This window comes from Marinomonas sp. MED121 (assembly GCF_000153025.1).
Taxonomy (GTDB): Bacteria; Pseudomonadota; Gammaproteobacteria; order Pseudomonadales; family Marinomonadaceae; genus Marinomonas.
Genome location: NZ_CH672430.1, coordinates 691,468 through 717,256 on the forward strand (window position 1 = coordinate 691,468; position 25,789 = coordinate 717,256).

The following is a 25,789-nucleotide window of genomic DNA, read 5'->3' on the forward strand; positions in this document are numbered from 1 at the left end:
GCCAAACACAGCTGAACCAAATGCGTTTAAGGAATGAGAGTAAGCAAGGGATGCTTTGATCTTTTTAGGTGATATTTAAAACACTATTTTGTATAAGAGGTTAATTATGTTGGTTAAGAAAGTGCTGAAAACATCCTTGTTATCTTTAGCGGCAGTGATAGCAACATCGGCATTTGCCTATGATGTGACGAAAATGAGTTGGACCGAAATCCAGACTCAAGCCAAAAAAGAAGGCAAGGTCAATTTCGCTGTTTGGTACTTACAGCCAGGTTGGCGTGAATTTGTGAAAGAGTTTGAATCAGAGTATGGCATCAAGGTGCGTATCCCTGAAGGTACGTTAGATGGTAATCGTAATAAGCTCATTGCTGAGAGTAAACAAAAGCAAGGTAAGATGGATCTGGTGGCGATTGGTGCGGCAAATGTGCAGCTTTTAAATCTAGAGAAAACCTTGATGCCTTTAAATAAATTACCTGATTATGCGCAGCTTAAAACCGTCAGTGAAGGATTTGATTCAAAGGGCTATGCGGTGACGTTTTGGGGAAATCAGTCTGGTATTGCTTATGACCCAAGTCGTATAGATGAAGCGGAATTGCCACAAACGTTTGAGCAACTTTCTCACTATATTAACTCACACCCAAAAGAGTTTGGCGTGAATGATCCTAATGGTGGTGGTTCGGGTGGTCGTTTTATTGAAGCGGCATTACGCAATTTTTCTATAAAATTTGAAGGTGAAACCTTAGATCAAGATAGCCCTCAATGGAAAAATACTTGGAACTGGTTCAATCAATATAAAGATGAAATCACCATTACAGGTTCAAATGCGGACAGTATTACCCGTATCAATGATGGCGAGTTGGTGTTGGCGCCTGCTTGGGAAGACCATTTAGCAGGTTTACAAAAACGTGGCGCTATTACGGATAGGCTGAAATTCTATATCCCAGTGTTTGGTATGTCTGGTGGAGCCAACTTTGTCACTATCGCTAAAAATGCTAAAAACCCAGCTGCCGCTTTAGTGTTTTTAGACTGGTTAACCAGTGCTGATACTCAAACCAAACTAAATGCAAAATTTGGTGTGGCACCGCAACATCCTGATGCTGATGATAGCGCGGCTTTGGTATCTCAAAATATGCGTCAGTACTCAACCACACCGTTAAATGTGTTTTATGAAAAAGAAATAAAAAAACAATTCGTGCAAAAAGTACTTATGTATTAATAATGCCGTTATTCATGAAAGTATCTATTTTGTTAAGGGTTAGCTAAAGCTAACCCTTTTTTATTGTAAAAAAGCCTTAACTTGCTTGCTCTCATAGGAGAGACTTTTATACTTAGTAGAAACTGAATGCATCTAAAATAAGTGGGCTTAAAAGGCATAGAATGACAAATTTGAGGCAGTTAATACTGGGGTTACTCTTTTTTCTTTTAAGTGGTGTCACATTTGCGGCAGATAAAAACCCTGTTGCATTAACCAGCATTCATTACCCCCCTTATTTTGGTGAAAAAATGCCCCTTGGTGGGGTGATGACGGATTTAATTCGGGCGGCTTTTAAGCAATCAGATTTTGAATTAAACGTCAGTTTTCTTCCCTTTTCAAATGCAATTGCTAAGGCTAAAGAGGGGAAAGAACATGATGGTATGTTTACGCTTTGGTATAATAGTGAAAGGTCTCAATGGGCTTATTTCTCTGACCCTATTTTGCCAAATGTTGTGGGCTTGTTTAAGCACAGAGATACTGAGCTACCCGCTTACTGGAATATGAAGTACCTCAAAGCCAGTTCAAAAACCTTAGGGGTTGTAAAAGGCTATGAAAATCCCGATGAAATTAATGAATCTGGATTAGTTAAAGTTCCTGCAAAATCTGATTTATATAACCTCAAAGCCTTGTTTGATAAAGAGGTAGATTTTATTGTGATTGATAAAATGGTGGCAGACTATTTAATTCATCACTACTTTCCAGGCCAAGAAGACATATTCGTTTGGTTAGACCCGCCTTTAGAATATCGTATGCAATACATTGTGATTACGAAAAACGCCCCGAATGCTGAACAAAAAATGTCGGCTTTTAATCATGGTCTTAAACAGATCCGCTCAAATGGTACCTATGATAAAATCATGCAAAAGCATGGTTTTGATTGGTTAATTGAAGATCAAAATAACTGGCTTCATTACCTTCCTAATTAAAGATCTTTAGTGGATAACTTGAAAAACACACTTACCTGACGTAAGGTAGGTTTATGAGTTTAACTAAAGATACAAGAACATCCATACTTGATGCTGCCCAAGACTTGGTTCAGCGCCAATCTATTAGTGGCGTTAGTTTTCAAGAATTGGCTAAACGTACTGGCATTAAAAAAGGCAGTATGTATTACCATTTCGAGTCAAAGGATGACCTCACCCTTGCCCTGTTAGAGCGAGCAACAATTGAGTTGCGCGAAAGCTTTGAGCGTGGGGAGGGGAAAACACCAAAACAACGTCTTGCTTATTATTTTAATATTTATCGCCTTTATGTGATTCCCAGTGAGAAGCTATGCCCAGGTGGTGCTTTTGCTGGCGAATGGGATAAGTTGTCTGAGCCAGTGCAAGAGCAGGTTAAAAGGTTGTTGATGGCTCAATCGAAAGGTTTAAAAAGCGTCATCGCAGCTGGGGTTGAGACAGGTGACTTTAATGATCAGGGGCAAAGTCTTGATGAGTTAACCCAGTGGATAGTTTCTTGTATTCAGGGGTCATTATTGGTGTGTCGTATTTATGATTCTAAGCAGTCTTTTGAAAGTGCGGTAAAAGTGATTAATTCTTATTTGATGCCTAGTGGTCATTATTAGGCAAAAAAATTTATCTAAAAACCTACCTTACGTCAGGTATAAAAATATTAAAAGATCGAGAGATAGGGGTTAAAATGAACATAGCATTTGCTTTTTTTCGATTAAAAAATCAGTTAAATAGCTTTTTTGCATCGACTCGAACCGCTCACAAAATGGCTGATGCCTTTTTGCAGCCAAAACGCTCTGAAATGAAAGATTGGGAGCTAAAGGCTGAACTAAAAGGGGAAAGATTTAGCCTGAGTGATGAGGTAAGTGCTATTCGCTGGCGCAGTGATGCCGAGGAAATTAAGGGACAAATTCTTTTAGTGCATGGCTGGGAAAGTCGGGCAACTCATTTATATGGTTTTGCAGAGGTTCTACTGGCGCAAGGCTATCATCTTATTGCATTGGATATGCCTGGCCATGGACGCTCTCCAGGTAGGACATCAAATGCTCATCAATTTGCCCAAACCTTGTTACTCGCTGAACAAAAGCTGGGTGAATTTAACGTGATTATAGGTCACTCAATGGGCGCCTCAGCGGTGTCTATTGCTGTCGGGAATGGTTTGTCTCCAAGTAAAATGGTTTTAATCTCGGGTCCCTCTTCCATTGAAAACTCAATTAGGCACTTCACTCACATCATAGGCTTTAATAAGCGAACCAGTGACCACTTCATCGGCCGAATAGCACACTATGTGGGTGTTCCGTTTCATCAACTTGATTCAACTAACCTGCTCAAAGAATGTGATATCCCCACCTTGTTAATTCATGATGAGTCAGATAAAGAGGTGCTGCCAAGTGAATCGCATAGGCTTAATAACGTTCTTTTGAATGCCTATTTAATGACAACTCAAGGCTATGGACATCGAAAGATATTAAAGGCTCAACCTGTGCTTAAGGCGATAGCCGAATTTGTTGCCAATGAATCGGCATTTTTGTCTGTGGGAAAGCAAAAGCCATCATAGTTTAGGCTGTTTTGAGAATACCATTAAGTCTGTCAGCTTAAATGGTACCTTTGACCAGCTACCCTTTGGGTAGCTGGTTTTTTTTTTGTACTTTTTCAAAAAGGGATGCTGAAGGTTCTTGAGGTAGCTAATTAAACATTGCTCTCTGAGTCTCTAGCTTCTTAAGCTCTAGATGGCTGGATCTTGCTGACATGAGGGGGTTTTCTTAGATCCAGATATAACATGGGGGCAACGATCATAAAGAGCACAATATTTGAGATTGGCATGGCAAGCCATACGCCTTCTAGCCCTAGCCATTTGGGTAAAATATATAAGAAAGGCAGTTGTATAAACATATTTGCCAATGCAATTGATAGGGATTTAGCAGCTTGATTGACACTGGTGAAATAGATAGAAGCCAGCATAATAAAGCCATCAAGTGCCAAGGCAAAAAGGTGTAGCTGAATACCTTGAATAGTGGCTTGGGTGAGGGCTTGGTCATCATGATTAAAGAGTTGAATGAGTTCGTGAGGGAAGAGGTTTAATAACAGCGTCCAACCAAGTCCTGCCACTAGAGTGACCTTAATGGAAAGCATGACTAGGGCTTGAATATCACTTTGCCTTTTGCCTCCAAAGAAGTAACTAATGGGCGGCTGAGATCCATCAGCAATACCTTCTGCAACAAAGTAATACAGTACCATTAGGTAGCCTACAATGGCATAAGCCCCAACGGTAAGTGCATTGCCATATTCCATAAATAAGGCGTTATGAAGGCCCACCATCACACTGGTATATACATAAATGATGAGGCTCGAAGCCCCTAATGCGATTATCTTTTTAGCCAAAGAAACATCAAAAATAAGAGAGAAATCTTTAGATTTACTTTGAGTCTTTATCTTGGATTCACTTGCTAATTGAAAAGGCTTTGTTGAATAGCGGCTGAAAAAGTAACAAAGGCCCAAGAGACAGACAATACATTGTGCAATGAGTGTCGCCATCGCTGCGCCAGCTAAGCCTAGGTTAAAATAATCAATAAAGAGATAATCAAATACAATATTGAGCAAGGCGCCCAGCCCCATTAAAGCGGTGGCAATCATAGGGCTATTATCATTTCGAATCAGCAAAGGGAGGGCGGCGGCCAAAATGCTAAGTACGCCGCCGATACTAAACCAATCGAGATACGCTTTGGCCAGAATAATGCCTTCTGGTGTTCCTGATTGGAGCGCTAATAAACGCTCACCAAATAAGCTTAATGCAAAGGACGAAACAAGACCGAGCGCCAGTATCACATAAAAGCTGGTGATTAAAAGCTTTGCGCTAAAGTTGGATTTACTTTGAGGGGCTTGGTTTAGTTCTGATTCACCTTGATGGATCGATAAGAGGCTGCCTGCGCCTATCCCGACCATGATGCCAAAGCCCACCAAAAAAAAGATAATTGGCCAGGCCATGTTAATTGCCGCCAGACCGCTATAACCAATGACCTTACCGATGAAAATCCCATCAACCACCTGATAAAGGCCGTTTACTAGCATGGCTGTGATGGCGGGTAAGCTATAACGCCAAAAAGTGCTGCGTATGTATTTGGCCTGTGGTTGTTTGATGTGTGATCTGCTCATGGGAATAACTGTCTGTATCAGAGAAAATATTCACATGAGGATATCCTTATAATAAGATCGGTGTAAGTTAGTTGGTATCTGTTTTAGAGATAGTGGGATTGTATCAATCGGATGGCATTTATGAATTGGACATTAGATGAATTAACCGCGTTTGTTTATTCGGTTAAGTTAGGCTCTTTTTCGGCGGCGGCACGAAAAATGGGAAAGGTGCAATCTCGTATTAGTACTGCCATAGCCAATCTGGAAGCCGATCTCGGCTTTGAGTTGTTTGATCGGAGCGCAAAATTACCTATTTTGACCAAAGATGGTGAGCAAATGTTTATCGAAGCGCAAGCCGTGCTTGCTCAATGTCAGCGCCTTGAAGCGAGGGCGAGGACAGTGACAATTGGTGAGGAATTAACCCTTAAAGTTGCCTTGGATGAGGCGGTTCCTAATACCGCTTTTGAGGTCATGTTTGAGCGATTAGCCGATCAATTTCCATTACTAAAGTTGACCATCATAAATGGTTCACAAGAAGACATTGCGTTATGGGTTGAGCAAGGCATTGCTGATATCGGGATCATGTTTTACATCAGTACCTTAGCTGACTCACTTGAATTTATGTCGATCGGACATTTTCGGCATAGTTTGGTGGTGAGTGCAGAGCATCCACTTGCTAAATTTGAAGCCCCTACCATTGATCAATTAGCGCAATATAGACAAATAATCATCTGTGATAGGAAGGGCCAAACCCAAGAGCCGCCATTGTCTGCAAACCATTGGCAGATAGACAGTTATTATTATATTTCTATGATGGTAATGAGAGGTGTCGGTTGGGCTCTGATTCCTGAGCATGTGGCAAAATCTGATTGGGTATTAGAGGAGCTGGTGGTGCTTTCGAGTGAATGTATTCCTTCTCCTTTGATGGTGGAGATAGGTGTGGTGAACCGCCGAGATAAGGCGATTGGCCCTGTGATGACTTGGTTGTTTGAGGCGTTAGATTCTTTATTAGAAGAGGTAAAATAGTCGCTTTAAAAAATGAAAAGGGACCAAAATACTTGGCCCCTTTACGATAAATGCAATTAGCCAGGTTGAATGTGTTTATTGGTTAGGTGTTTGTCCCATACTCTAGCAGGGAGCAAATCCATCACCCGAGTAAGAATGGCAATCACAATAAATGAGAATATGATTCTAGCCCAAAAAATACCCGCGAAGTCCGCGCCTAATAAGAGCATGAGGATGGTATCTTCTATCATGCTATGACAGAGGGCGAGTAGGCTCATTGAAGCGAAAATATCTCGTCTTGAGACATGTCCTTGGCGAGCTTCATTAATTAAAAGACCACCGCCAAAACTTATGCCTAAGGTAAAGCCAACAATTGTAATTGTGGTTGCTTGGCGACTTATGCCTAACATGCGCAGAAGCGGAGAAAGCATATAGCCCATTAACTTTTCTATGCCCACCATTTTTAATATTTTTAAAGCAAATAGCAGGCCTGCAATAATCACTTGAATCATGATTAAACTTTCAACTTGCCCCTTTATCCATGAGATTAAACTCGGATCCGTGGGTTCGGGTTGCCAAGCCAGTTGATTGACCTCTTGTAGATAATCAAATTCAAGATAGAGCTTGTTTAGTATCCAAGCCAGAACTAATCCGCCGCCAACTCTTAGTAATAGAGTAAACCTAAGGCGTATACCTGCTTGTTGTGCAATACGTGCTTCAACAGGTAGGCCGTGTGCAAAAAGCATAAGAATACAGAGTACCGTCACTTGAGCTACTGTCATGGTTTCTGCTTGTTGAGCGTAGAAGAAAACCAGCATACCCGCATAGATATTGGTGAGTATGGTGGTTGCCCAGACGATCCCCATAGATTCTGGTAAACCGACCCATTGCATAATAGGGCCGAGCACTAAAGCGAAATAATCTAAAAAGCCGAGGCTTTCGAAAATTTTGACCGCTATGATGGTGGGAATCATAAGCTTAAATAGGGTATAAGAAACATCCCAAATCTCTTCTGCCAATTCTCTAAAAAAAGTTTTCATTATCGAATTTCTCAGGGTTATCAGTGTGTGTTTACAAGTGATAATTTTAAACAAGTCTGAAAGTATAATGTTTCTTATATCTTGTCTTTAGATTAATATTATTCTTAATTTAGTAGTTTTATAGGCTGTAAATTAACTAATGATTGAGTTAGACGAAATAGATAAGCGTATTTTACGAGTTTTGCAAAAAGACAATAAAATCACCAATACTGCACTGGCGGACATGATTAGCTTATCGCCCCCTGCTTGTTTAAAGCGGGTAAAAGCCCTCTATGAGAAAGGTGTGATTGAAAAGAGTGTCGCGATTCTCAATCCTCATCTTATAGGGGAGGGGATTGTGATTATTGTTGAGGTCGAGATGGAAAGAGACAGGCGTGATATGAATGAGCTTTTTATTAAGCGTATTCAGGCAAGTCCTGAAGTGACTCAGTGTTATCAAGTGACAGGTGAGGTGGATTTTGTGCTGATAGTCAATGTTGCCAATATGAAAATGTTTAAAGACTTTTCGAGTCGGGTGCTTTATGGGGAGACGAATATGCGTAAATTTAGAACCTTAATATCCATGACGCGAAACAAGTTTAGTACCGAAATAGCGCTTTAACTAAGCTACTTTAGATAAGATTAGAGCGAGTGCTAGGGAGTGTAATGTTTTGCTTTTTTTGCCATTCAAGTTTGAGTGTTTGTCGTGGCTTAGGGTAGCTTTCATCTAAGACTTCCACTTTATTGATTCTGTCGGTACGAAAATGGCGAAAATCTTGACGGCTTTCGCACCAGGCAACCACTAGGCGAACACTGTCAAAATAAGCCACCATAATGGGCCAAATGATCCTATGGCTGATGTTTTCTTTGACATCTTTATAGGCGATAAATAACTTACTTTGTTGGCGAATAGCTTCTCTTACATCGTCCATATTAATGCTATCTTCAACCGCTTGGGCGTAGTTTGCCGAGACCAAATTAGTATCCAGAATCACACTTTGTAAATGTTCTGGGACAACATCTTTGATTTTTTCTAATAAGGAGTTTGCCGATTGACTAAGGTATTTATCTCCTCTTTGACTGACCCAATGGGCGCCGAGTGCGACGGCTTCTAGCTCATTAGCAGTCAGCATTAAGGGAGGCATTTCATAGCCAGGTTTTAAAATGTAACCCACACCCGCTTCGCCTTGAATCGGTACCAATTGGTTTTGAAGTTCTGCAATATCTCGATAAATAGTGCGCACAGAGACTTCAAACTTATCCGCCAGCTGCTGAGCTTTGACAGGAAATCTCGCATTTCTAAGAATCTGAATAATGCTAAATAATCGGTTTGTGGGTAACACCTTCACTCCTTTTACTCATGCTCAATAAGGATGAGGTCCTTAAAATTGAGGCAGGAACTTTTTCAGCATTTAGCCAGCTCATTTCATCGCGCCAAGATAGCGTTTTAATTTGGGTAAGGAAAACAGCTTTTTTAGCGATAAAAAAGCAGTATAACAAAACACTACTGACAAGATTTGTCAGTAGTGTTTTATTTCTCTCAATTGTTAGCTTTGCTCCATGATAATAATGGCTTCGGTATCCGCTTCTAGCGCATCAAAAATATGTTCTTGATCAGCAGAGTAGCTAATATAGTCACCGGGATAAAGGGTCTCTGCTTGTGTGTTTGGACCAATTAAGGCACTGCCTTTAGTGACAATAATATGTTCAATCACCCCTTCCATGTGGGGGGCTGATTGCCTTGCTTGTCCTGGTTGTACCATGATTTGGTAGATATCCCGTCTTGCAGAAGCCGGGCAGGCTGACAGTAACAAGCTGGTGTAATCCGCATGTTCTGAAGAGACTTTAACCCCATCCCCTTTTCTAATTAATTGAACCTGGCTACTACTGACTTCGATTAACTTACTAAAAGGCACTTGTAAGGCGATGCTTAAAGCCCAAAGGGTTTCTAGGCTTGGATTACCTATGCCAGATTCTAATTGGGATAAGGTTGACTTGGCGATGCCTGCTTGACGGGCAATCTCAGCCATAGATACCCCTAATTTTCGTCTTTCTCTTTTTAATGCCTTGGCAACAATTTCAATTGGCAATGTATTTTCGTGTGTCATGATGTGCCTTTCGTTCGTTAAAAAATACGATCGTACGATTTGACTTGATTAAATGTTAGGTTCATTATATTGATCAAACGTTCATTTAGGAAGTTTTTATCATGCAATCTAATGCTTATTTAAAGTATCGAGCCCTGTTATTTCAAGTGGGTCTTGTTTGTTTGGCTGATGCTGTAGTCGGTGTTTCTTATGGTGCTCTTGCTGTTTCTTTAGGGTTTGAATTGTGGGTACCTTTAAGCCTTTCCATTTTGGTGTTAGCAGGCGCATCGGAATTTTTATTTATTGGCATTGTGGCAGCAGGGGGGAGTGCCATGACTGCTGCCATCGCAGGTTTGTTAGTGAATTCAAGATTACTTGCGTTTGGCTTCAGTCTTGACACTCAATTAGGTCAAGGCTGGCGACGTTATTTAGGTACTCATTTAATGAGTGATGAAACGCTTGTATTTGGAATTAGTCAGAAAAGCGATGCGCTCAATAAAAAGGCATATTGGTTATCTGGTTTAGGCATTTTGTGTGTTTGGCCTTTAGGTGTTTTGTTTGGTGGCTTGATTGGGAGCTACATTGAAGACCCCAAAGTGTTGGGCTTAGACGCTATGTTTCCCGCTATTTTAATCGCTTTAGTTTTACCAAAATTCGACACCTATAAAAAGTGGGTAAGTGCGCTCTCGGGGGCTTGTCTTAGTGTTGCTAGTACGCCTTTTCTGCCTCTGGGTATACCTGCATTAGTGGCTTTATTAGGGATCTTTGTCAAACGGAGAAAAGCGAATGGATAATGTTGAAATAATACTAGGCATAGGGCTATTAGTCGTAGGGACTTATTCCCTCCGTTTAGCGGGCCCTTTTATGCGCGCAAGATTTGGTCAACTTCAGTCTTATCAAGGGCTAACTGATGAACTAAGCAGTATCTTATTATTCAGTCTTGCTATTGGTGCCGCCTTATTTGAAGCGGGAGAGTTTGCAGGTTATGCCAGATTACTGGGCTTTTTGGTCGCCGCTTTTTTAGCCTATAAAAGAGCCTCATTTTTGTTGGTTATTTTATCTGCTAGCATAACCACGGCTGGCTTAAGGTTAATGGGCGTTGCCTGATTGAGTCATAAAGTGTCCTGCATTTTTCAATTTTGAGGATTTACCTTTAACTTTTTTATATCACTAACTAATCTGAATTGACTGATGTCTTTTTATTCAAATCATTAACGAGTGAATACGCACTACTTGTGTGGCGAACAACTTATTACTTTGATAACTCATACCCCTTAAAAGGCATTTTCTTTATAAATCCTAGATGTTTTAAGGTGCTCTTATGGAAATTAGTGATTTATTAAAACAAACCGACAAACTACCAAATGTACCTGAAGTAGTGCGTGAATTAATACAAGCTTTAAGTGATCCTGAGGCTGATTATGATCAGATTGCAGCTAAGGTCGCGAAAGACCAAACTCTCTCATTAAAGATTTTGCGCTTGGTAAACTCAGCCCATTTTGGTTTAACGCGTAAAGTTTCTACCCTAGATGAAGCTGTGGTGATATTGGGAATGAAAAAGCTCAATACTTTAGTGATTGCCTCAGGCATGGCGAATTCGGTATCTGCTGTTGAAGGGCTGAATATGAGGGAGTTTTGGAGCGATTGCTTTATGGTGGCGACCATTGCTCAATGGCTGGCTCAACGATCTGAAGCCGTGCAAGCGGATGTCGCCTTCACAACGGGGGTGATTTACAACATAGGGCGCTTGTTATTGCATTTGGCAGCGCCCAATAGAGCAAAAGCGATTCAAACATTAGTCCAAGAGTCTAACACCAGTCGAATCGCTGCTGAGATTGAGCGTTTAGGCTTTACCTCTCAAGATGCTGGTAAGGCGTTATTAGATATGTGGAAACTACCAGAAGAGTTAGGGATGGCAATTAAGCAATATAAACGACCTTATAACTTTGAAGAGCCTTCGCCTTTAAGTGCCATTTTGAATCTTGCTAATTATATTAATTCAGCCATTTTTCATCAAAGAGAAATAGATGAAGTTATTGTGTTTATGCCCAAAAAAGTGATGCAACTTGCTGGTTTAAGGCTAGAAATGTTGGATGAAATTGAAGATGTTTTAAGTATTGAATCTGGCTTAGATGGTTTGATTTAATAGCGCTAGGTTTAAACCTTACGATGGCTAGAGCTAAATGTTTAAAAGGTGCTTTTATGGCACCTTTTATTTTTGAAATTAATTACTTGATTAGGGGCGCTGCGACTAAGTCTTACCGTCTCAGCGTGTGGATAAAAGCTCTTAGATTTATGGCGAGGTGTGACTTAATCGCAGGTTCCTTAAACAACTAAAACCTCTAGTTTTCCTAACCCTTCAATTTCTCCTTCTAATTGATCCCCTACTTGAATCGCTCCGACACCTGCAGGTGTGCCTGACATAATGAGATCTCCAGGTGCTAATTCGTAATATTTGGATAAGTAGCTAATCATCTCTGGCGTTTTCCAAATCATTTGATTTAGATCCCCTTGCTGGCGCTTTTCACCATTCACCTTAAGTTGAATATTGCCGTGTGTTAAATGGCCTACCTGATTTATAGGATAGATGTTGCTGATTGGGGCGGAGTGCTCAAAGGCTTTGCCGATTTCCCAAGGCCTGCCCATTTTTTTCATTTGTCCTTGTAAATCACGGCGTGTCATATCTAGGCCTAAAGCATAGCCATAAACATGATCAAGGGCGTTTTCTAAGGGGATGTTTTTTCCACCTTGATGAAGTGCTATGACGAGCTCCATTTCAAAATGCACATCTTGACTCATACTTGGGTAGGGGAATTGGCCTGAAGTATTAATGTTGTCTGTGTTCTTTTGAAAGAAAAAGGGAGGTTCTTTATCTGGGTCATGGCCCATTTCGATAGCATGGTCGGCATAATTTCGACCAATGCAATAAATGCGTCTGACAGGGAAGACCTGATCACTGTTTTGAATGGCGATTGTACTTGGTTCTGGTGTTGGAAAAAGAAGGTTACTCATACTGCTACCTGCGTTTAAACCATGAAAGAGTTGCTCATTTTAGAGTAAATCATACGGGTGTAAATCATGGTTTATGGTGACTTTAAAGTACAAAAAAAAGCCTAGGGACATAAGAACCTAGGCTTTTTGAGTTATCTGAAAGCCTTATTTAAAGGTTTTCAGATAACAAGGACTCACGCTTTAATTACGGGTTGCGATTAAAGTGCTGCAAGAGCTTCGTTAAGTGTTGCACTTGGGCGCATTACTTTAGCGACTTCAGCTAGGTCCATGTGGTAGTAGCCTTCAAGGCCTGCTGACTTACCTTGAACAACATTTAACTCAGCAACAATCTTCGCTTCATTTGATTTTAGTGTTTTGGCAAGTGCTGCAAACTTAGTGGCAAGTTCAGCATCATCAGTTTGTGTTGCAAGTGCTTCAGCCCAGTACATTGCTAGGTAGAAGTGGCTGCCACGGTTATCCAATTCGCCAGCTTTACGAGATGGTGACTTGTTAGTATCCAATAGACGCTCAGTCGCTTGGTCTAGTGTTGCTGCCAATACTTTAGATTTAGCGTTGTCATTCTTAATGCCAAGCTCTTCTAGAGAAACTGCCACAGCCAAGAACTCACCTAGAGAATCCCAACGTAAGTGGTTTTCTTGAACGAGCTGCTGTACGTGCTTAGGAGCAGAACCACCCGCGCCAGTTTCATACATACCGCCGCCAGCTAGCATAGGCACAACAGATAGCATTTTCGCAGAAGTGCCTAGCTCAAGAATTGGGAATAAATCAGTAAGGTAATCACGTAGAACGTTACCTGTTACTGAGATAGTGTCTAGGCCACGCTTGATGCGCTCCATAGAGAAACGAATGGCTTCGTTGTAAGACATGATACGAATATCTAAGCCTTCAAGGTCGTGATCTTTTAGGTAAAGTTCAACCTTCTTACGAAGTTCGTTATCATGTGGACGTTCTTCGTCTAACCAGAACACAGCAGGTGTATTTGATTGACGAGCACGAGTAACACCTAATTTCACCCAGTCACGGATAGGCGCATCTTTCGTTTGGCATGCACGCCAGATATCACCTTTCTCAACATTGTGTTGCATTAACACTGTGCCGTTTGCATCAACAACACGCATTACGCCGTCTTCTGCAATTTCAAACGTTTTATCGTGAGAACCGTATTCTTCTGCTTTTTGAGCCATTAGGCCAACGTTTGGTACTGTACCCATAGTGGTTGGGTCAAACGCGCCATTTGTTTTACAGAAGTTGATTGTTTCTTGGTAAATACGCGCATAAGTTGATTCAGGCATAACGGCTTTAGTGTCTTTCAACTTGCCGTCACGACCCCACATCATACCTGAGCTACGTATCATTGCTGGCATAGACGCATCAACGATGACATCACTTGGTACGTGAAGGTTAGTAATACCACGAACAGAGTCAACCATAGCCAGTTCTGGTCTGTGCTCATAGCAAGAGTGGATTGTTTCTAGAATTTCTTCTTGCTGAGAGTGAGGAAGTGATTTGATCTTGTCGGTAACACTGCCTAAACCATTGTTAGGGTTAACGCCAAGCTCTTCAAAAAGCTCACCGTATTTATCAAATAATTCTTTGTAGAAAACCGTTACCGCATGACCGAATACGATAGGGTGAGACACCTTCATCATGGTTGCTTTAACGTGTAATGACCACATGATGTTGTTTTCTTTGGCGTCATTTAGAGACTCTTCAAAGAAAGCACGTAGCTTTTTGCTACTCATGTTCATGCTATCTAGTACTTCACCTGCTTGCAGAGGCAGTACTTTTTTAACGCTTACTTCACCTGCACCAGAAACGAACTCAAGGCGAACATCTTGTGCCGCTTGGCTAGTGATAGATTGCTCACTAGAGAAGAAATCACCATCGCGCATGTAATCAGCGTGAGTTTGAGAGGATTTGCTCCATACACCCATAGAGTGAGGGTTTTTACGAGCAGAGGCTTTAACAGCAGAAGGTGCACGGCGGTCAGAGTTACCTTGGCGTAGTACCGGGTTTACCGCACTGCCTAGGATTTTTGCGTAACGTGCTTGTACATCTTTGTCTTCATCAGAGTTAGCAACTTCAGGGTAGTTAGGAACATCAAATCCTTGGCTTTGAAGTTCTGCAATACAGGTCGTTAGCTGAGGTAGAGAAGCACTAATGTTAGGAAGCTTAACAATGTTAGCGTCTTCTTTTAGTGTTAGTTCGCCTAGAAATTTAAGGCCATCAACGATTTTTTGTCCATCGTTTAGCTTTTCAGGAAAGCTAGAAATGATACGACCTGCTAAAGAGATATCGGTAAGCTCTATCTCAATGCCCGCTTCTTTAGTAAAAGAACGAAGAATAGGTAGTAGTGACGCTGTCGCAAGAGCCGGTGCTTCATCCGTCAAAGTGTAATAAATAGTTTGATTATCTGACATGTTTTTTCCCCTAACGTTTACAAGCAGTATTGTAAAATGAATGTAAGGAAGCTTTTGGCTCCCTTTTTAGCGAGTAAGCGTATTACTGCGCTAAAAAAAACTGTTCGAAAAATTCGCCGACATATAGTACATAAAAATGAAAGTTAAGGGGGAGATTAGGTATATCAACTAAGGATATAGTCATAATTTCGTATGGTGATTGAAGCGGTAATCTCATTTTAAATCAATGTCTTAACTCTATTGTGTTATAAAGTTACTAAATTGTTAATAAATTAAATAATGCCTTAGACATGGCTTTTTTCGGCCTAAAAGCGTGAAAAATACGAATGATATTGTTAGAAAAATTAAAACTTATTGTGATTGACCTAATTCAAAATAGACCAAACATGAAGGAATTCTAAATTAAATTGAACTGGGATATGAAACACTTGTCAGAGAATTTCAATTTTGTTGGTTTAATGAAAAGGCGATTAAATGAAGCTTAACTTGCGTCTGTTTTTTCTTTCTAGTTTGGCCTTAATTGCCTTCGCTGGTAACTCTCTCTTATGTCGTTGGGCGCTCGCTGGACAGCAAATTGATGCGTTAAGTTTTACCTTAATACGTTTGATGTCAGGTGCTATCACCTTATTATTTTTATATTGGGTATTTGAAGCTAAGCCGGTTCGAGCCTTGTTTAAGCTAAACCATCAAGCACTAACGGGAATGTCACGTTTAAAAAACCTTTCAGGGCCTTTCTGGCTATTCATTTATGCGGCGGGTTTCTCTTATGCCTATTTATCTCTAGAAACAGGCATAGGGGCGCTAATATTATTTGCAGCAGTGCAAATTAGTATGATTGGTCTGAATATTATCAAAGGTGATAGACCTAGCTTAGTGCAGTGGGTGGGTATATTGATTAGCTTTAGTGGTTTTATTTATCTGCTTTTACCCACTTTATCTTCACCTAGCTTAGTCGGCTTTATATTAATGACAGCCGCGGGTGTTGCTTGGGGAGTATATAGTCTAGAAGCGAAGCAGGTGAATCCAGAGAAGGACTCTGCTTTAACTAAAACCGCGCGTAACTTTATTTGGTCTTTACCTTTTGCGCTTGTGCTCTTGTTTTTGAGTTTGCTGTTATCTGGTACAGACTCATTCTTTATTGAGAATAAAGGTATTTACCTTGCGCTGACTTCGGGGGCACTAACATCAGGTGTCGGGTATGCCATCTGGTATCAGGTCGTAAAAGTATTAAATGCGACCTTGGCGTCGGTGAGTCAGTTGCTTGTGCCTGTGATTGCAACCGCCATGGGTGTCGCTTTTTTAGGTGAGGCCATTGAGTTGAATTTTATTGTTGCAACCTTGATGGTACTAGGAGGCGTGATGTTGGTCTTATTGCAAAAAGGGAAGCAAGCTTGAGCTTGATGGCTGTTTAATTACGCTCAGTCTCATCAAGCTCAATTAGATTAGTCTTCTTTTGGTGCTTCTGGGCAAAGAGAGGCATATGCGGTACTAAAAGCACCTTCTTGAAACGCTTTTAATCCCGTTGCTGAAAAGGGAATAGGCATAGGTGAATATTTGATTCTAGCTTTCATTTCAGCACTGGTGATTAAGTTAACGGTTACCGTGTCTATTAACTGAATTGCAGACTCCATTTTAAAACCGACTGAGCCGCCTGCAAATTTACCTTTTGTTGGGCGTTCACGAATGGTAACTGCTTCTACTTTATAGTCTTCAAACAGCTTTTTCAGGGTGAATTGAAAGCTTTTCAGGTTTTCACTCAATTCTGATTTAACTAAAGAGACGCGTGTCTGGCGACAGTCTGCAATTTGAAACAAGCCATCCTTTTTAGACAGCAAACATAAAATGGCATCGCTGCCTTTGATTTCAATACCACAGGTTATCATTGTTCAATCCTAATCGAGTTTAATGGTGACATTATCCCATAAAACCCAAGGGACTCCCTAGTACAAAGTCCAATTTTCAACTTAATAATAAAATACTGTTTTATAAGGTGTTTTAAATGCCTGATATTGAAGTAAGTCATGCTGGCAATTTGGTCAAAATAGGGTGAGATAGTCCTATAAAACTACTAACTGAAGAATAAAGCACTGTATTGGTGTTGATATCTCTTATTATAACGTCGAATACGCTATTATTGCCGAATAAAATTTCGTTAAATTAAAAAAAACAAAATTTTAAACTGGCTCTCTTCTTTTTTCACTTTAGTTTGTATTTAGGTTTTATTATGAGTCTCGACTCGCTCAAGATTGTCCCTCCTAGTTTAATGTCCCTTGATGATATCTTACCCCAAGAACCGCTATTAATGATGGGAGCTGGCCCTGTGCCGATTCCCGCCCGTGTTGCCAGGGCAAATTCCTTGGTGGTAAATCATTTGGGTGGCGCTATGGCAAAGGTGATAGAGCAGGTTAAAGTGATGGCGCAATATGTGTTTCAAACTCGCTCACCTTGGGTGATGGGGGTAGCAGGTCCTGGTTCTGCTGCAATGGAAATGGCGGCGGCAAACTTGATTGAAGCTGGTGATACTGTCTTGAGTATTAGCAATGGTTTTTTCAGTAATCGCATGGCGCAAATGGCAGCACGTGTTGGCGCGAAAGTGATTGAACTTGAGATCGATGTGAAGTCTGCAGCTGATCCCAGTTTAATTAGAGAAGCAATCTTGTTGCATGCTCCAAAAGTAATCACTCTGGTTCAAGGTGAAACCTCTAATACAGTGTGTAATATCCACTTAAAAGAGATTGCCCGAATTGCCAAAGAATATCACTGTTTAGTGGTTGTTGATGCAGTATGCACCTTAAGTACTATGCCGTTGAAAATGGACGAATGGCAAATTGATGCTGTGATTACTGGTGGCCAAAAAGGTTTGTCCTCTATCCCTGGAGTGTCTTTGTTAGCCTTCTCTGAGAGAGCTTGGCAACGTATTCAGGAAAGAGAGAGCCAAGTTGTGCAATGGTGTTTAGATGCAAAACTTGCGACCAATTTTTGGCACAAAGACGGTTATCATTATACCGCGCCTGTCTCTGGCATTATGGCCTTGCATGAAGCGCTTAAACTTGTGTGTGAAGAAACCTTAGAAGCAAGATTTAATCGCCACCTTAAATGTTCCAAAGCCCTACAAGAAGGGATTCAGTCCATGGGGCTTGAATTGTTTGTGCCTGAGCATTCTCGCCTTAACTCTGTCATTGGTATTTGTATCCCAGAGGGGCTAACTGCGACGGATATTTGTCATCATATTTCACATAAGTATCGTGTTGAAATCGCGGGTTCTTTTGGCCAGCCTGTTGTTAGGATTGGTCAAATGGGAGAGCAGTGTCGAGAACATAATCTCTTTAGAGCCTTGCATGCCTTTGGGAGTAGTATGCGAGATCTTGGTGTTAAGGTAGATTTACCAACAGGCATGGCACAATTGGAAACTTATTTACAGAAGCGCCCAAAGCAGTTTTCGTAACTGCTATTTCTTAACGTCTAAGTGATAATTAAAATGTATGGAAGGGATAGGTATAAATAATTTGCAAATATAAATGAGAATATTTATCAAATATTGTTGTAAATCGTTCTCATTACTACTAAACTCTATTTCAGATTGAATAGTAATGAGATTGTTTCTTATGTACGTTTGTATTTGCAAAGGGATTACCCAAAAAGAAATTCAAAGCGCGGTTGAAGCGGGCGCTAGTCTGCGTGATATTCGTAAGTCTATGGGTGTTGCGTCTGAATGTGGATCTTGTGGCCAATGTGCGAAACGTATTGTTAAGCAAACCCAAGATGAAATGCGCATGATGGATAGCTTGGCATACGCTGTCTAAAGAAAATTTACTATTACACAAAATTTTAAAAAGGCGATCTAAGTTAGTTAGATCGCCTTTTTTTGTTTAAAGTATCCTGTCTTGAAATAAGAGTCCCGTCTTAAAATAAGAATCCCGTCTTAAAATAAGAGTCCCGTCTTAAAATAAGAGTTCTGACAGTCTATTTAACGGCTTTCATTATTATCAGTCTCTTGATAGCTCTCCTTTTCAAGCTCTTGTTAAACTCTCTTATTAAAGCCTTCTTGTTAAAGCTCTCTTGTTAAACCATTTGTAATAAATCATCTTAAACGGATCATCTTAAAAGAATCACGTTAACCGTTTCTCGACTTAAAAAATATATTTGATCTGATTGGCGTGCTTGTCGAGCTAAGGGTGCGATGGGGCGTTTTTTAGTAGGTTATGACAGAGGAAAGCCATGTTATTACTGGTGTTTGAAGTAATCGATTTTTTGCGGGATAGGCTATTAATACTGAAGAATAAGGGTATTTAAAAGGCGGATACTTGGGTGAAAAATAGGCAAAAATTGACTTTCGACTTTGCTGACAGGTTGGCGACAGTTTGGTGTGCTAGATTTAATTAGTCGAGTTTCTTTGAGCAAAAGGAAAGGCCCAAAAAAAATTCATAATACAAAAATAACAATTGGAATTAGAATATGAAAATCAACAACTCATTCAAAACTATCGCCCTAAAATCTGTTATGGCAACAGGGTTAATGGCGCTTGTATCAAGTGCTCAAGCTTATGAGCCAGCTCGTACTGCTGAATGTATTGCACCTGCAAACCCAGGTGGTGGTTGGGACTTTACATGTCGTAGTGTGGGTAAAGCCTTGGTGGACTTAAGTTACATCAAAGGTAATGTGCAAACGGTTAATATGAGTGGTGCGGGCGGTGGTGTTGCTTTTGCTCACACTGTCAGTAAGCGCTCAAAAGATGATGGCCTGATCGTCGCTGCAAGTACTGCAACAACGACACGTTTAGCGCAAGGTCAGTTCCCTGGTATGAACTCTGATCAAGTTAAATGGGTCGGTACCTTAGGTGCTGATTACGGCATTATTGCGGTTGCAACTGATTCTAAATATCAAAATCTAAATCAGATGATGGATGATCTTCGTAAAGATCCTAACTCCGTTAAATTTGCAGGTGGTAGTGCGTCAGGTGGTTGGGATCATTTAAAAGTTCTGATTACTGCAAAAGAAGCAAACGTAACCAAGTTACCTAAGATTAAATACTTGTCTTTTAACGGTGGTAGTGAAGCGCTCGTTCAAGTAGTAGGTGGTCACATCGATGCTTTCACGGGTGATATTTCAGAAGTGAAAGGCTTTTTAGATTCGGGTGATATTCGTGTTGTTGCTGTTTTATCAGAAGAACGCTTACCTGCTCCTTTAAACAATATCCCGACCGCGCTAGAGCAAGGCGTTAGCTCAGTCGCTCCTAACTGGCGTGGATTCTATGTACCTGGTGATGCCGGTAATGATTCTTATGACTGGTGGGTAAATACTATTGATGAGCTTTATCAAACCCAAGAGTGGAAAGATATTATGGCTAAAAATGGTTTGATGCCATTCCACAAAACCGGTGCAGAATTTACCCAGTTTGTGAAAAACCAAACACTGGATATTCGCATTCTTTCTCAGGATATCGGTCTAATTAAATAACCTCCTCGAGGTCTTTGGTTGGGTAGTTAACACTACCCAGCCTTTTTTATTAGATTTGAAACTATCCGCTATATTTTAAATAAGCTAATCCTTATTTAACTCGTTACCCTTGATCAATTTATTTTTGGAGCACAATCATGCGCTTAAACGATCGTGTATTTGGCATGTTGATGCTAATTCTAGCCGTAGTTTATGGATGGGAAGCCGCTCAGTTTCCTGAACCATTTGGTGGTGAAGAAAGTGTTGGCCCTGAAACCTTTCCTATTATCCTTTCCTTCTTTCTTGGAGCCAGTGCCATTTACATGATGCTAAAGCCTGACCCTGATGAAGCTTGGCCTGTTTTGCCTATGTTGCTTGAGCTAATCAGTGTCGTTGTCGCTATCATGATATTTGCTTGGGCTATTGAGCCACTTGGCTTTATTCCAGCTGCAGTTGCCATTGTGAGTTATTTAGCTTGGCGCATGGGAGCAAGCATAAAGATGAGCCTAATTATTGGTGTGAGTAGCTCCGTATCAATTTTCTTGATTTTTAATAATGTGTTGGAGCTAGCACTGCCTCTTGGTTTATTGGAGTTTTAATTATGGAAACCTTAAGTTTTTTAATGCAGGGTTTTGCTGTTGCTTTAACCCCAGAAAGCATTATGTTCGCCATTATTGGTGCTATTTTAGGAACATTAATTGGTGCTTTGCCTGGTCTTGGGCCTGCTAATGGTGTTGCGATTCTTATTCCGCTGGCATTTAGCCTTGGATTATCGCCAACCTCTTCTTTGATCTTGTTAACCTCAGTGTATGCTGGTGCCATGTATGGTGGTCGTATCTCCTCCATCTTGCTAAATATTCCTGGGGATGAGCCTGCCATGATGACCTGTATTGATGGTTATCCAATGGCACTAAAAGGTAAAGCCGCTGAAGCGCTGGCTATCTCTGCAATTGCCTCTTTTATTGGTAGCTTTATTGCCACCATTGGTCTTGTGATTCTTGCGCCAATCCTGGCAAATTTCGCCTTAAAATTTGGTCCTTCTGAGTATTTTGCTTTATTTGCATTAGCCTTTGCGACTTTGGGTGGTATTACCGGTAAAAACCAGTTTAAGACCCTAATGGCTGCTGCGTTAGGTTTGATGATAGCGTCTGTCGGTATTGATATCTCAAGTGGTGTACAGCGTTATACCTATAACATCTTAGAGTTGTTTGAAGGTGTTGACTTCATTATTGCGATTGTAGGTTTGTTCGCTATCAGTGAATTACTCTTTTTCATTGAAAAGCATGCAGGTGAAGGGCTTAAGAAGGTGACGGTTAATAAACTTAAATTAACCATGGGTGATATTATCGCTGTATTACCGACTTCTTTTCGCGGTGCATTACTTGGTTTTGTCTCGGGTGTTCTACCGGGTGCGGGTGCTTCTTTAGGTAGCTTTATTAGTTATACCCTAGAAAAGAAAGTAGTAGGTGATAAAGGTACTTTTGGTCAGGGTGATGCTAGAGGTATCGCTGCGCCTGAAGCAGGTAATAACGGTGCGGCATCGGGTGCATTAGTACCTATGTTGACATTGGGTGTGCCAGGCAGTGGTACGACAGCAGTATTGCTTGCCATGCTTATCTCACTAAACGTGACACCTGGTCCTATGTTGTTTACCCAAAATGCGGACCTTGTTTGGGGTGTCATTGCCGCTTTATTTGTCGGTAACCTAGTGTTGCTTTTACTGAATATTCCTATGATAGGTATCTTTGTTAAGCTACTTAGCGTGCCGCCAAAATATCTTATGCCAATAGTGACTTTAGTGGCATCTGTGGGGATTTATTCTGTCAGCCACAGTGCATTGGATCTGTATTTTATGGTTGGATTCGGTGTAATCGGCTACATTTTACGTAAGGTTGATGTACCGCTTGTTCCTGTCATCTTGGGCATGTTGCTTGGACCTGAAATGGAGAAAAGCCTTCGTCATGCCTTAGTATTATCCGATGGTGATTGGGGTGTATTGTTTAACAGTGGTTTGAGTATAGGACTTTGGACAGTTGCAATTATGGGTTTGTTATTGCCAGTAATTATAGGGCCAATTGTGAGAGCTAAAATGGCTAAATCAAAAACAGCGACAGAATAAAGATTTGATTTAGTTAAGCAATAGCGTAGAAATAAATTCGGAGCAGCTTATCTGCTCCGAATTTTTGCGTTTAAAAAGGATTAAAACGTCGATTGAAAGTTAGAAAATAGTAATAGAAATCAGCTAATTATAAAAATAAGACTAGCAAGAGAGTAAGTTTATGCGTGTATTGGTTGTTGAAGATACTCAAGTCTTAGGGCAAGCCATTTGTGATCGACTTGCCAGCTTAGGCCATGGTGCTGACTTAGTGACAAATGGTGAGCAAGCAAATGAGATACTGAAATATCAAACTTTGGATCTCATTATTTTGGACCTTAACCTTCCTGGTATGTCTGGTTTACAAATTCTCAAACAACTAAGGGCCAGAGCCAATGAAACCCCAGTCTTGATTCTCACCGCAAGAGATCAAATGGACGATAGGGTGATTTTGTTAGATGCGGGGGCAGACGATTATTTAACTAAACCTTTTAACTTTAGAGAGTTAGAGGCACGTTGTCGGGCACTGTTAAGACGTCATCATGGTTATGCTGCTAACGTGACTGAGCATGGTAATCTGACGATTAATCGTGATGCTCGACAGGTTATGGTAAAAGGTGAGATTCAATCAATTACTAATCGTGAGTTTCGCTTACTGGAAATATTTCTGGGCCATCTTGGGCGAGTCTTGAGTAAAGATGAGATCACTGAACACTTGTTTAACTTTGATGAAACCCCTGGACCCAATGCGATTGAGCTTTATGTGGGCCGTTTACGGAAGAAGTTGGTGGATAGCTCGCTCACTATTAGCACACTGAGGGGGCTTGGGTATGTGGCAGAGATCAGCTAATTTGGCTGACATTGAAGCCCTAGAGTTAAATAAAGCACCTTCGCTGAGAAAGCGATTTATTCTTGCAGGCTCGGGCATTATTGCTGTCATTGCCTTGATTGCAATTAATCTTGTTTTTAATTACAGCCAACGCTTAGCTGATTTATCCTATGATAGGCTCTTGTTAAGTGCGCTCTGGCAAATGGATGAAAACATCTTAGTAGAAGAGGGCAGGCTTTCTATTGATATCCCTTGGTCGGCGTTTTCTACTTTAGCCCAAGCCAATGAAGATAGAATTTTTTATCGCGTTGAAAGTTCTTCAGAAGGCTATATCACAGGCAATAAAAGGCTGATGAGCTCACCACCTGCACAAGCTGAATTGGGAAAACCTCATTTTTATAATCAAAATTTTTCGGGTGAGCCTATACGAATTGTCTGGTTAGAAAGAGCCGTTACCAAGGCTAATATTCAAGGCACTGTGACAATCCTATTAGCCCAAACTCGCCTTTCAAGAGATGCCATGGCTTCATCGATTACCACCCGAGCGGTTCAAGTGATTTTGCTGATTGCGATTGTGGCGGTTTTACTGATTATTTTAGGCAGTCATTTAGTCTTAAATCCCTTACATCGTATTGAAGAGTTATTGGAAGAGCGCCAGCCAGGGGACCTTACCCCCATTAAGTTAGATACCCCAAAAGAAACCTATCAACTTAAAGTGGCGCTTAACCACTTTATGGCTCGTTTACATAAAAACTTAGAGCAACTAGAAAATTATACGGCCGAATCAGCCCATCAATTGCGTACACCCTTGGCAAGTCTTAAAGCATTGGCTGAAAATGCACGAGATCAAACCACCCCAGAAAGACAGCAAGAAGCTTTAGAGCAAATAGTGCAACAAAGTGAAACCTTGAGTGAGACGGTGACCATTTTACTGAATCAAGCGGTCGTTTCTCATCGTCTTCAAACCCAGCGACTCGTGCCATTGGATCTGGTTGAACTGATTAAACAGTCTTGCATGGCGCAGGCGGTATCAGCATTAAGGCAAGGTATTCATCTGTCATTTGAATCAACAGAAACGGAAGTTTTCATTCTTGGGGAGGCGTTTTCATTGCAGCAAATGCTGAATAACCTAGTAGATAATGCAGTGCGTTATAGTGCAATTAAAGCCGTTACTGATGATAAAGCCAAAATGGTAGAAATACACATCAGACAAGATGGTCGTTCAGTGATATTGAGTGTGATTGATTATGGTGACGGTATTGCAGATGACAAGAAAAATCGTGTTTTTGAACGTTTTTATCGGGCTAATTATGAAATATCAGGTACGGGTGTTGGCCTTGCTATGGTAAAAGAAATCACAGATAGGCATAGAGCCCATATCAAGATAAGCGACACTCAACCAAGTGGTGCCACTATCAGTGTGGACTTCCCTTTGTTTATTAATAATGAGACCGAGCTATGAAGAACTTAGTGCGATTAATTTTAGGTATTATTTGTTGGTATTCATGGGGGATACAAGCGAATCCTGTTGTTTATCAATATGATAATAACCTAAATGAAGGCGCTAACTTTTTTCAAGAACAGCGTACTTTAAACATCTATTCCACCGTGGATCTAGATGCCTTCGAGCCCTTGTTAAAGGCATTTGTTGAAAATCACCCCAGTACCAAATTAGCTTATCATGATGTGAACTCACTTGAGTTATACCATAAGGTGATTGCGGAAAAAGACAGACCCAAAGCGAGCTTGATCGTGAGTAGTGCTATGGACCTTCAACTGAAACTCGTGAACGAGGGGCTGGCTAAAACATATCAATCAAGCATGACACAAGCGCTACCTGATATGGCCAAATGGCGCAGCCAAATCTTTGCATTTTCTTTAGAACCTGTCGTAATGCTGGTAAACCAAACGCTATTTCCTGGCGATGAGTTACCTGATAACCGTTTAGATCTATTAAAAATTATGCGTCAGTATAGCCAAGCTTTTCAGGGCAAAATTGGCACCTATGATATTCGTACAAGTGGTGTCGGCTATTTATTAGCAAGCCAAGATGCGCGCCAAGCCGATGCGACATGGGGGCGCTTAATTGAAGCCTTTGGCAGTCATCAAGTGCAAACGTATTGTTGTACCAGTGCCATGATTGATGATGTGGCAGCAGGAGATTTGCTGTTAGGTTATAACCTTGTGGGCTCATATGCCCATAAACGTGCTTTGGGTGATCCAAGACTTACTATGATAATGCCCAGTGATTACACCCTACTTATGATGCGTTCAGCCCTCATCCCTAAACTTGCCCCTAACGCAGAAGATGCAGGTATTTTTATTGATTTTCTGCTTTCAGAAAAAGCGCAAAATCTAATGCTGGATAAGAACCTGCTATTCCCCATTGGAGACGCGAGCCAAGCGACAGATATCAGTGCTAAACGCTCACACCCCACCCGCATTATTGAATTAGACCAGCAGCTCCTTGTTGGCCGAGATCATGCCAAACAAAGCCGCTTTATCCGTAGCTGGGAAAGTGCCTTAGAGCTAAGTGAGTTGGACTAAGCCAA

25 protein-coding genes are annotated in these 25,789 nt (G+C 40.9%); 18 read left to right on the top strand and 7 right to left on the bottom strand.

From position 1 onward, the window contains the following. Positions 1–106 precede the first annotated feature (106 nt). The 4 genes from MED121_RS11010 to MED121_RS23705 all read left to right on the top strand — a co-directional run bounded on the left by MED121_RS11010 (position 107) and on the right by MED121_RS23705 (position 3,760). Positions 107–1,213 carry an extracellular solute-binding protein gene (locus MED121_RS11010; protein ID WP_009833770.1) on the top strand — a complete coding sequence of 369 codons (1,107 nt, stop codon included), beginning with the start codon at positions 107–109 and terminating at the stop codon, positions 1,211–1,213. A 161-nt stretch (positions 1,214–1,374) separates the two neighbouring features. Then, positions 1,375–2,178, top strand: coding sequence for a transporter substrate-binding domain-containing protein (locus MED121_RS11015; RefSeq protein WP_009833771.1), 804 nt, complete (start codon positions 1,375–1,377; stop codon positions 2,176–2,178). A 53-nt stretch (positions 2,179–2,231) separates the two neighbouring features. After that, on the top strand, positions 2,232–2,816 hold the full coding sequence (locus tag MED121_RS11020) for a TetR/AcrR family transcriptional regulator (RefSeq protein ID WP_009833772.1): 585 nt from the start codon (positions 2,232–2,234) through the stop codon (positions 2,814–2,816). A 74-nt stretch (positions 2,817–2,890) separates the two neighbouring features. Further along, positions 2,891–3,760, top strand: a complete 870-nt coding sequence (locus MED121_RS23705; RefSeq protein WP_009833773.1) for an alpha/beta hydrolase — start codon at positions 2,891–2,893, stop codon at positions 3,758–3,760. A gap of 161 nt (positions 3,761–3,921) precedes the next feature. Here MED121_RS23705 and MED121_RS11030 read toward each other — a convergent pair whose 3' ends face one another. Then, positions 3,922–5,355 carry an MATE family efflux transporter gene (locus MED121_RS11030; protein WP_009833774.1) on the bottom strand — a complete coding sequence of 478 codons (1,434 nt, stop codon included), beginning with the start codon at positions 5,353–5,355 and terminating at the stop codon, positions 3,922–3,924. A gap of 120 nt (positions 5,356–5,475) precedes the next feature. On the opposite strand from MED121_RS11030, the gene MED121_RS11035 reads away from it, so the two are divergent. Beyond that, entirely contained in the window at positions 5,476–6,360 is an 885-nt protein-coding gene (locus tag MED121_RS11035) for a LysR family transcriptional regulator (protein WP_036179976.1), read from the top strand. A 56-nt stretch (positions 6,361–6,416) separates the two neighbouring features. Here MED121_RS11035 and MED121_RS11040 read toward each other — a convergent pair whose 3' ends face one another. Then, the gene (locus MED121_RS11040; RefSeq protein ID WP_009833776.1) at positions 6,417–7,379 is read right to left on the bottom strand and encodes a hypothetical protein; all 963 of its coding nucleotides are present in this window, start codon (positions 7,377–7,379) and stop codon (positions 6,417–6,419) included. A gap of 139 nt (positions 7,380–7,518) precedes the next feature. Between MED121_RS11040 and MED121_RS11045 the strand changes: the two genes are divergently transcribed. After that, positions 7,519–7,980 carry an Lrp/AsnC family transcriptional regulator gene (locus tag MED121_RS11045; RefSeq protein ID WP_009833777.1) on the top strand — a complete coding sequence of 154 codons (462 nt, stop codon included), beginning with the start codon at positions 7,519–7,521 and terminating at the stop codon, positions 7,978–7,980. 10 nt (positions 7,981–7,990) lie between these two features. Here MED121_RS11045 and MED121_RS11050 read toward each other — a convergent pair whose 3' ends face one another. Both MED121_RS11050 and MED121_RS11055 read right to left on the bottom strand, forming a co-directional pair. After that, entirely contained in the window at positions 7,991–8,701 is a 711-nt protein-coding gene (locus tag MED121_RS11050) for a YafY family protein (protein WP_036179978.1), read from the bottom strand. A 204-nt stretch (positions 8,702–8,905) separates the two neighbouring features. Continuing rightward, on the bottom strand, positions 8,906–9,466 hold the full coding sequence (locus tag MED121_RS11055) for an XRE family transcriptional regulator (RefSeq protein ID WP_009833780.1): 561 nt from the start codon (positions 9,464–9,466) through the stop codon (positions 8,906–8,908). A 101-nt stretch (positions 9,467–9,567) separates the two neighbouring features. On the opposite strand from MED121_RS11055, the gene MED121_RS11060 reads away from it, so the two are divergent. The 3 genes from MED121_RS11060 (at position 9,568) to MED121_RS11070 (ending at position 11,591) form a co-directional block, all read left to right on the top strand. Next, positions 9,568–10,239 carry an AzlC family ABC transporter permease gene (locus MED121_RS11060; protein ID WP_009833781.1) on the top strand — a complete coding sequence of 224 codons (672 nt, stop codon included), beginning with the start codon at positions 9,568–9,570 and terminating at the stop codon, positions 10,237–10,239. Further along, positions 10,232–10,552, top strand: a complete 321-nt coding sequence (locus MED121_RS11065) for an AzlD domain-containing protein (RefSeq protein ID WP_009833782.1) — start codon at positions 10,232–10,234, stop codon at positions 10,550–10,552. Before MED121_RS11060 ends, MED121_RS11065 begins: the two co-directional genes overlap by 8 nt. Before the next feature lie 214 nt (positions 10,553–10,766). Next, the gene (locus MED121_RS11070; protein ID WP_009833783.1) at positions 10,767–11,591 is read left to right on the top strand and encodes an HDOD domain-containing protein; all 825 of its coding nucleotides are present in this window, start codon (positions 10,767–10,769) and stop codon (positions 11,589–11,591) included. A 179-nt stretch (positions 11,592–11,770) separates the two neighbouring features. Here the strand turns inward: MED121_RS11070 and MED121_RS11075 are convergent, their stop codons facing one another. Together MED121_RS11075 and MED121_RS11080 are read right to left on the bottom strand one after the other, a co-directional pair. Then, positions 11,771–12,457 carry a fumarylacetoacetate hydrolase family protein gene (locus MED121_RS11075; RefSeq protein ID WP_009833785.1) on the bottom strand — a complete coding sequence of 229 codons (687 nt, stop codon included), beginning with the start codon at positions 12,455–12,457 and terminating at the stop codon, positions 11,771–11,773. 197 nt (positions 12,458–12,654) lie between these two features. After that, positions 12,655–14,877 (bottom strand): NADP-dependent isocitrate dehydrogenase, encoded by a 2,223-nt coding sequence (locus tag MED121_RS11080; RefSeq protein ID WP_009833786.1) that lies wholly within the window; start codon positions 14,875–14,877, stop codon positions 12,655–12,657. Between the two features lie 474 nt (positions 14,878–15,351). Between MED121_RS11080 and MED121_RS11085 the strand changes: the two genes are divergently transcribed. After that, positions 15,352–16,272 (top strand): DMT family transporter, encoded by a 921-nt coding sequence (locus MED121_RS11085; protein WP_009833787.1) that lies wholly within the window; start codon positions 15,352–15,354, stop codon positions 16,270–16,272. Between the two features lie 47 nt (positions 16,273–16,319). Here MED121_RS11085 and MED121_RS11090 read toward each other — a convergent pair whose 3' ends face one another. Continuing rightward, positions 16,320–16,760, bottom strand: a complete 441-nt coding sequence (locus MED121_RS11090) for a DUF3010 family protein (RefSeq protein WP_009833788.1) — start codon at positions 16,758–16,760, stop codon at positions 16,320–16,322. Between the two features lie 341 nt (positions 16,761–17,101). Between MED121_RS11090 and MED121_RS11095 the strand changes: the two genes are divergently transcribed. From MED121_RS11095 to MED121_RS11130, 8 genes are all read left to right on the top strand, one after another. Continuing rightward, positions 17,102–18,322 carry an alanine--glyoxylate aminotransferase family protein gene (locus MED121_RS11095; protein WP_036179980.1) on the top strand — a complete coding sequence of 407 codons (1,221 nt, stop codon included), beginning with the start codon at positions 17,102–17,104 and terminating at the stop codon, positions 18,320–18,322. A gap of 160 nt (positions 18,323–18,482) precedes the next feature. Further along, a complete protein-coding gene (locus tag MED121_RS11100) occupies positions 18,483–18,680 on the top strand; it encodes a (2Fe-2S)-binding protein (protein WP_009833790.1) in 198 nt (65 codons plus the stop codon). A gap of 652 nt (positions 18,681–19,332) precedes the next feature. Beyond that, on the top strand, positions 19,333–20,334 hold the full coding sequence (locus tag MED121_RS11105; protein ID WP_009833791.1) for a tripartite tricarboxylate transporter substrate-binding protein: 1,002 nt from the start codon (positions 19,333–19,335) through the stop codon (positions 20,332–20,334). Between the two features lie 137 nt (positions 20,335–20,471). Then, positions 20,472–20,912 (top strand): tripartite tricarboxylate transporter TctB family protein, encoded by a 441-nt coding sequence (locus tag MED121_RS11110; RefSeq protein WP_009833792.1) that lies wholly within the window; start codon positions 20,472–20,474, stop codon positions 20,910–20,912. 2 nt (positions 20,913–20,914) lie between these two features. Beyond that, positions 20,915–22,432: a tripartite tricarboxylate transporter permease gene (locus MED121_RS11115; protein ID WP_009833793.1), complete on the top strand. Its 1,518-nt coding sequence runs from the start codon at positions 20,915–20,917 to the stop codon at positions 22,430–22,432. A gap of 160 nt (positions 22,433–22,592) precedes the next feature. After that, positions 22,593–23,258: a response regulator transcription factor gene (locus tag MED121_RS11120; RefSeq protein ID WP_009833794.1), complete on the top strand. Its 666-nt coding sequence runs from the start codon at positions 22,593–22,595 to the stop codon at positions 23,256–23,258. Continuing rightward, on the top strand, positions 23,239–24,699 hold the full coding sequence (locus MED121_RS11125) for a sensor histidine kinase (RefSeq protein ID WP_009833795.1): 1,461 nt from the start codon (positions 23,239–23,241) through the stop codon (positions 24,697–24,699). Before MED121_RS11120 ends, MED121_RS11125 begins: the two co-directional genes overlap by 20 nt. Then, positions 24,696–25,784 carry an ABC transporter substrate-binding protein gene (locus tag MED121_RS11130; protein ID WP_009833796.1) on the top strand — a complete coding sequence of 363 codons (1,089 nt, stop codon included), beginning with the start codon at positions 24,696–24,698 and terminating at the stop codon, positions 25,782–25,784. The genes MED121_RS11125 and MED121_RS11130 overlap by 4 nt, the downstream gene beginning before the upstream one ends. The last annotated feature ends 5 nt before the right edge of the window (positions 25,785–25,789 follow it).

What these genes read in the sequence shown, in the direction of transcription:
- MED121_RS11130 (WP_009833796.1), top strand. Translation starts at nt 24,696, where the DNA reads ATGAAGAACTTAGTGCGATTAATTTTAGGTATTATTTGTTGGTATTCA.
- MED121_RS11065 (WP_009833782.1), top strand. Translation starts at nt 10,232, where the DNA reads ATGGATAATGTTGAAATAATACTAGGCATAGGGCTATTAGTCGTAGGG.
- MED121_RS11055 (WP_009833780.1), bottom strand. Translation starts at nt 9,466, where the DNA reads ATGACACACGAAAATACATTGCCAATTGAAATTGTTGCCAAGGCATTA.
- MED121_RS11120 (WP_009833794.1), top strand. Translation starts at nt 22,593, where the DNA reads ATGCGTGTATTGGTTGTTGAAGATACTCAAGTCTTAGGGCAAGCCATT.
- MED121_RS11080 (WP_009833786.1), bottom strand. Translation starts at nt 14,877, where the DNA reads ATGTCAGATAATCAAACTATTTATTACACTTTGACGGATGAAGCACCG.
- MED121_RS11070 (WP_009833783.1), top strand. Translation starts at nt 10,767, where the DNA reads ATGGAAATTAGTGATTTATTAAAACAAACCGACAAACTACCAAATGTA.
- MED121_RS11125 (WP_009833795.1), top strand. Translation starts at nt 23,239, where the DNA reads ATGTGGCAGAGATCAGCTAATTTGGCTGACATTGAAGCCCTAGAGTTA.
- MED121_RS11030 (WP_009833774.1), bottom strand. Translation starts at nt 5,355, where the DNA reads ATGAGCAGATCACACATCAAACAACCACAGGCCAAATACATACGCAGC.
- MED121_RS11035 (WP_036179976.1), top strand. Translation starts at nt 5,476, where the DNA reads ATGAATTGGACATTAGATGAATTAACCGCGTTTGTTTATTCGGTTAAG.
- MED121_RS11045 (WP_009833777.1), top strand. Translation starts at nt 7,519, where the DNA reads ATGATTGAGTTAGACGAAATAGATAAGCGTATTTTACGAGTTTTGCAA.
- MED121_RS11090 (WP_009833788.1), bottom strand. Translation starts at nt 16,760, where the DNA reads ATGATAACCTGTGGTATTGAAATCAAAGGCAGCGATGCCATTTTATGT.
- MED121_RS11100 (WP_009833790.1), top strand. Translation starts at nt 18,483, where the DNA reads ATGTACGTTTGTATTTGCAAAGGGATTACCCAAAAAGAAATTCAAAGC.
- MED121_RS23705 (WP_009833773.1), top strand. Translation starts at nt 2,891, where the DNA reads ATGAACATAGCATTTGCTTTTTTTCGATTAAAAAATCAGTTAAATAGC.
- MED121_RS11040 (WP_009833776.1), bottom strand. Translation starts at nt 7,379, where the DNA reads ATGAAAACTTTTTTTAGAGAATTGGCAGAAGAGATTTGGGATGTTTCT.
- MED121_RS11060 (WP_009833781.1), top strand. Translation starts at nt 9,568, where the DNA reads ATGCAATCTAATGCTTATTTAAAGTATCGAGCCCTGTTATTTCAAGTG.
- MED121_RS11075 (WP_009833785.1), bottom strand. Translation starts at nt 12,457, where the DNA reads ATGAGTAACCTTCTTTTTCCAACACCAGAACCAAGTACAATCGCCATT.
- MED121_RS11020 (WP_009833772.1), top strand. Translation starts at nt 2,232, where the DNA reads ATGAGTTTAACTAAAGATACAAGAACATCCATACTTGATGCTGCCCAA.
- MED121_RS11115 (WP_009833793.1), top strand. Translation starts at nt 20,915, where the DNA reads ATGGAAACCTTAAGTTTTTTAATGCAGGGTTTTGCTGTTGCTTTAACC.
- MED121_RS11010 (WP_009833770.1), top strand. Translation starts at nt 107, where the DNA reads ATGTTGGTTAAGAAAGTGCTGAAAACATCCTTGTTATCTTTAGCGGCA.
- MED121_RS11095 (WP_036179980.1), top strand. Translation starts at nt 17,102, where the DNA reads ATGAGTCTCGACTCGCTCAAGATTGTCCCTCCTAGTTTAATGTCCCTT.
- MED121_RS11085 (WP_009833787.1), top strand. Translation starts at nt 15,352, where the DNA reads ATGAAGCTTAACTTGCGTCTGTTTTTTCTTTCTAGTTTGGCCTTAATT.
- MED121_RS11110 (WP_009833792.1), top strand. Translation starts at nt 20,472, where the DNA reads ATGCGCTTAAACGATCGTGTATTTGGCATGTTGATGCTAATTCTAGCC.
- MED121_RS11105 (WP_009833791.1), top strand. Translation starts at nt 19,333, where the DNA reads ATGAAAATCAACAACTCATTCAAAACTATCGCCCTAAAATCTGTTATG.
- MED121_RS11015 (WP_009833771.1), top strand. Translation starts at nt 1,375, where the DNA reads ATGACAAATTTGAGGCAGTTAATACTGGGGTTACTCTTTTTTCTTTTA.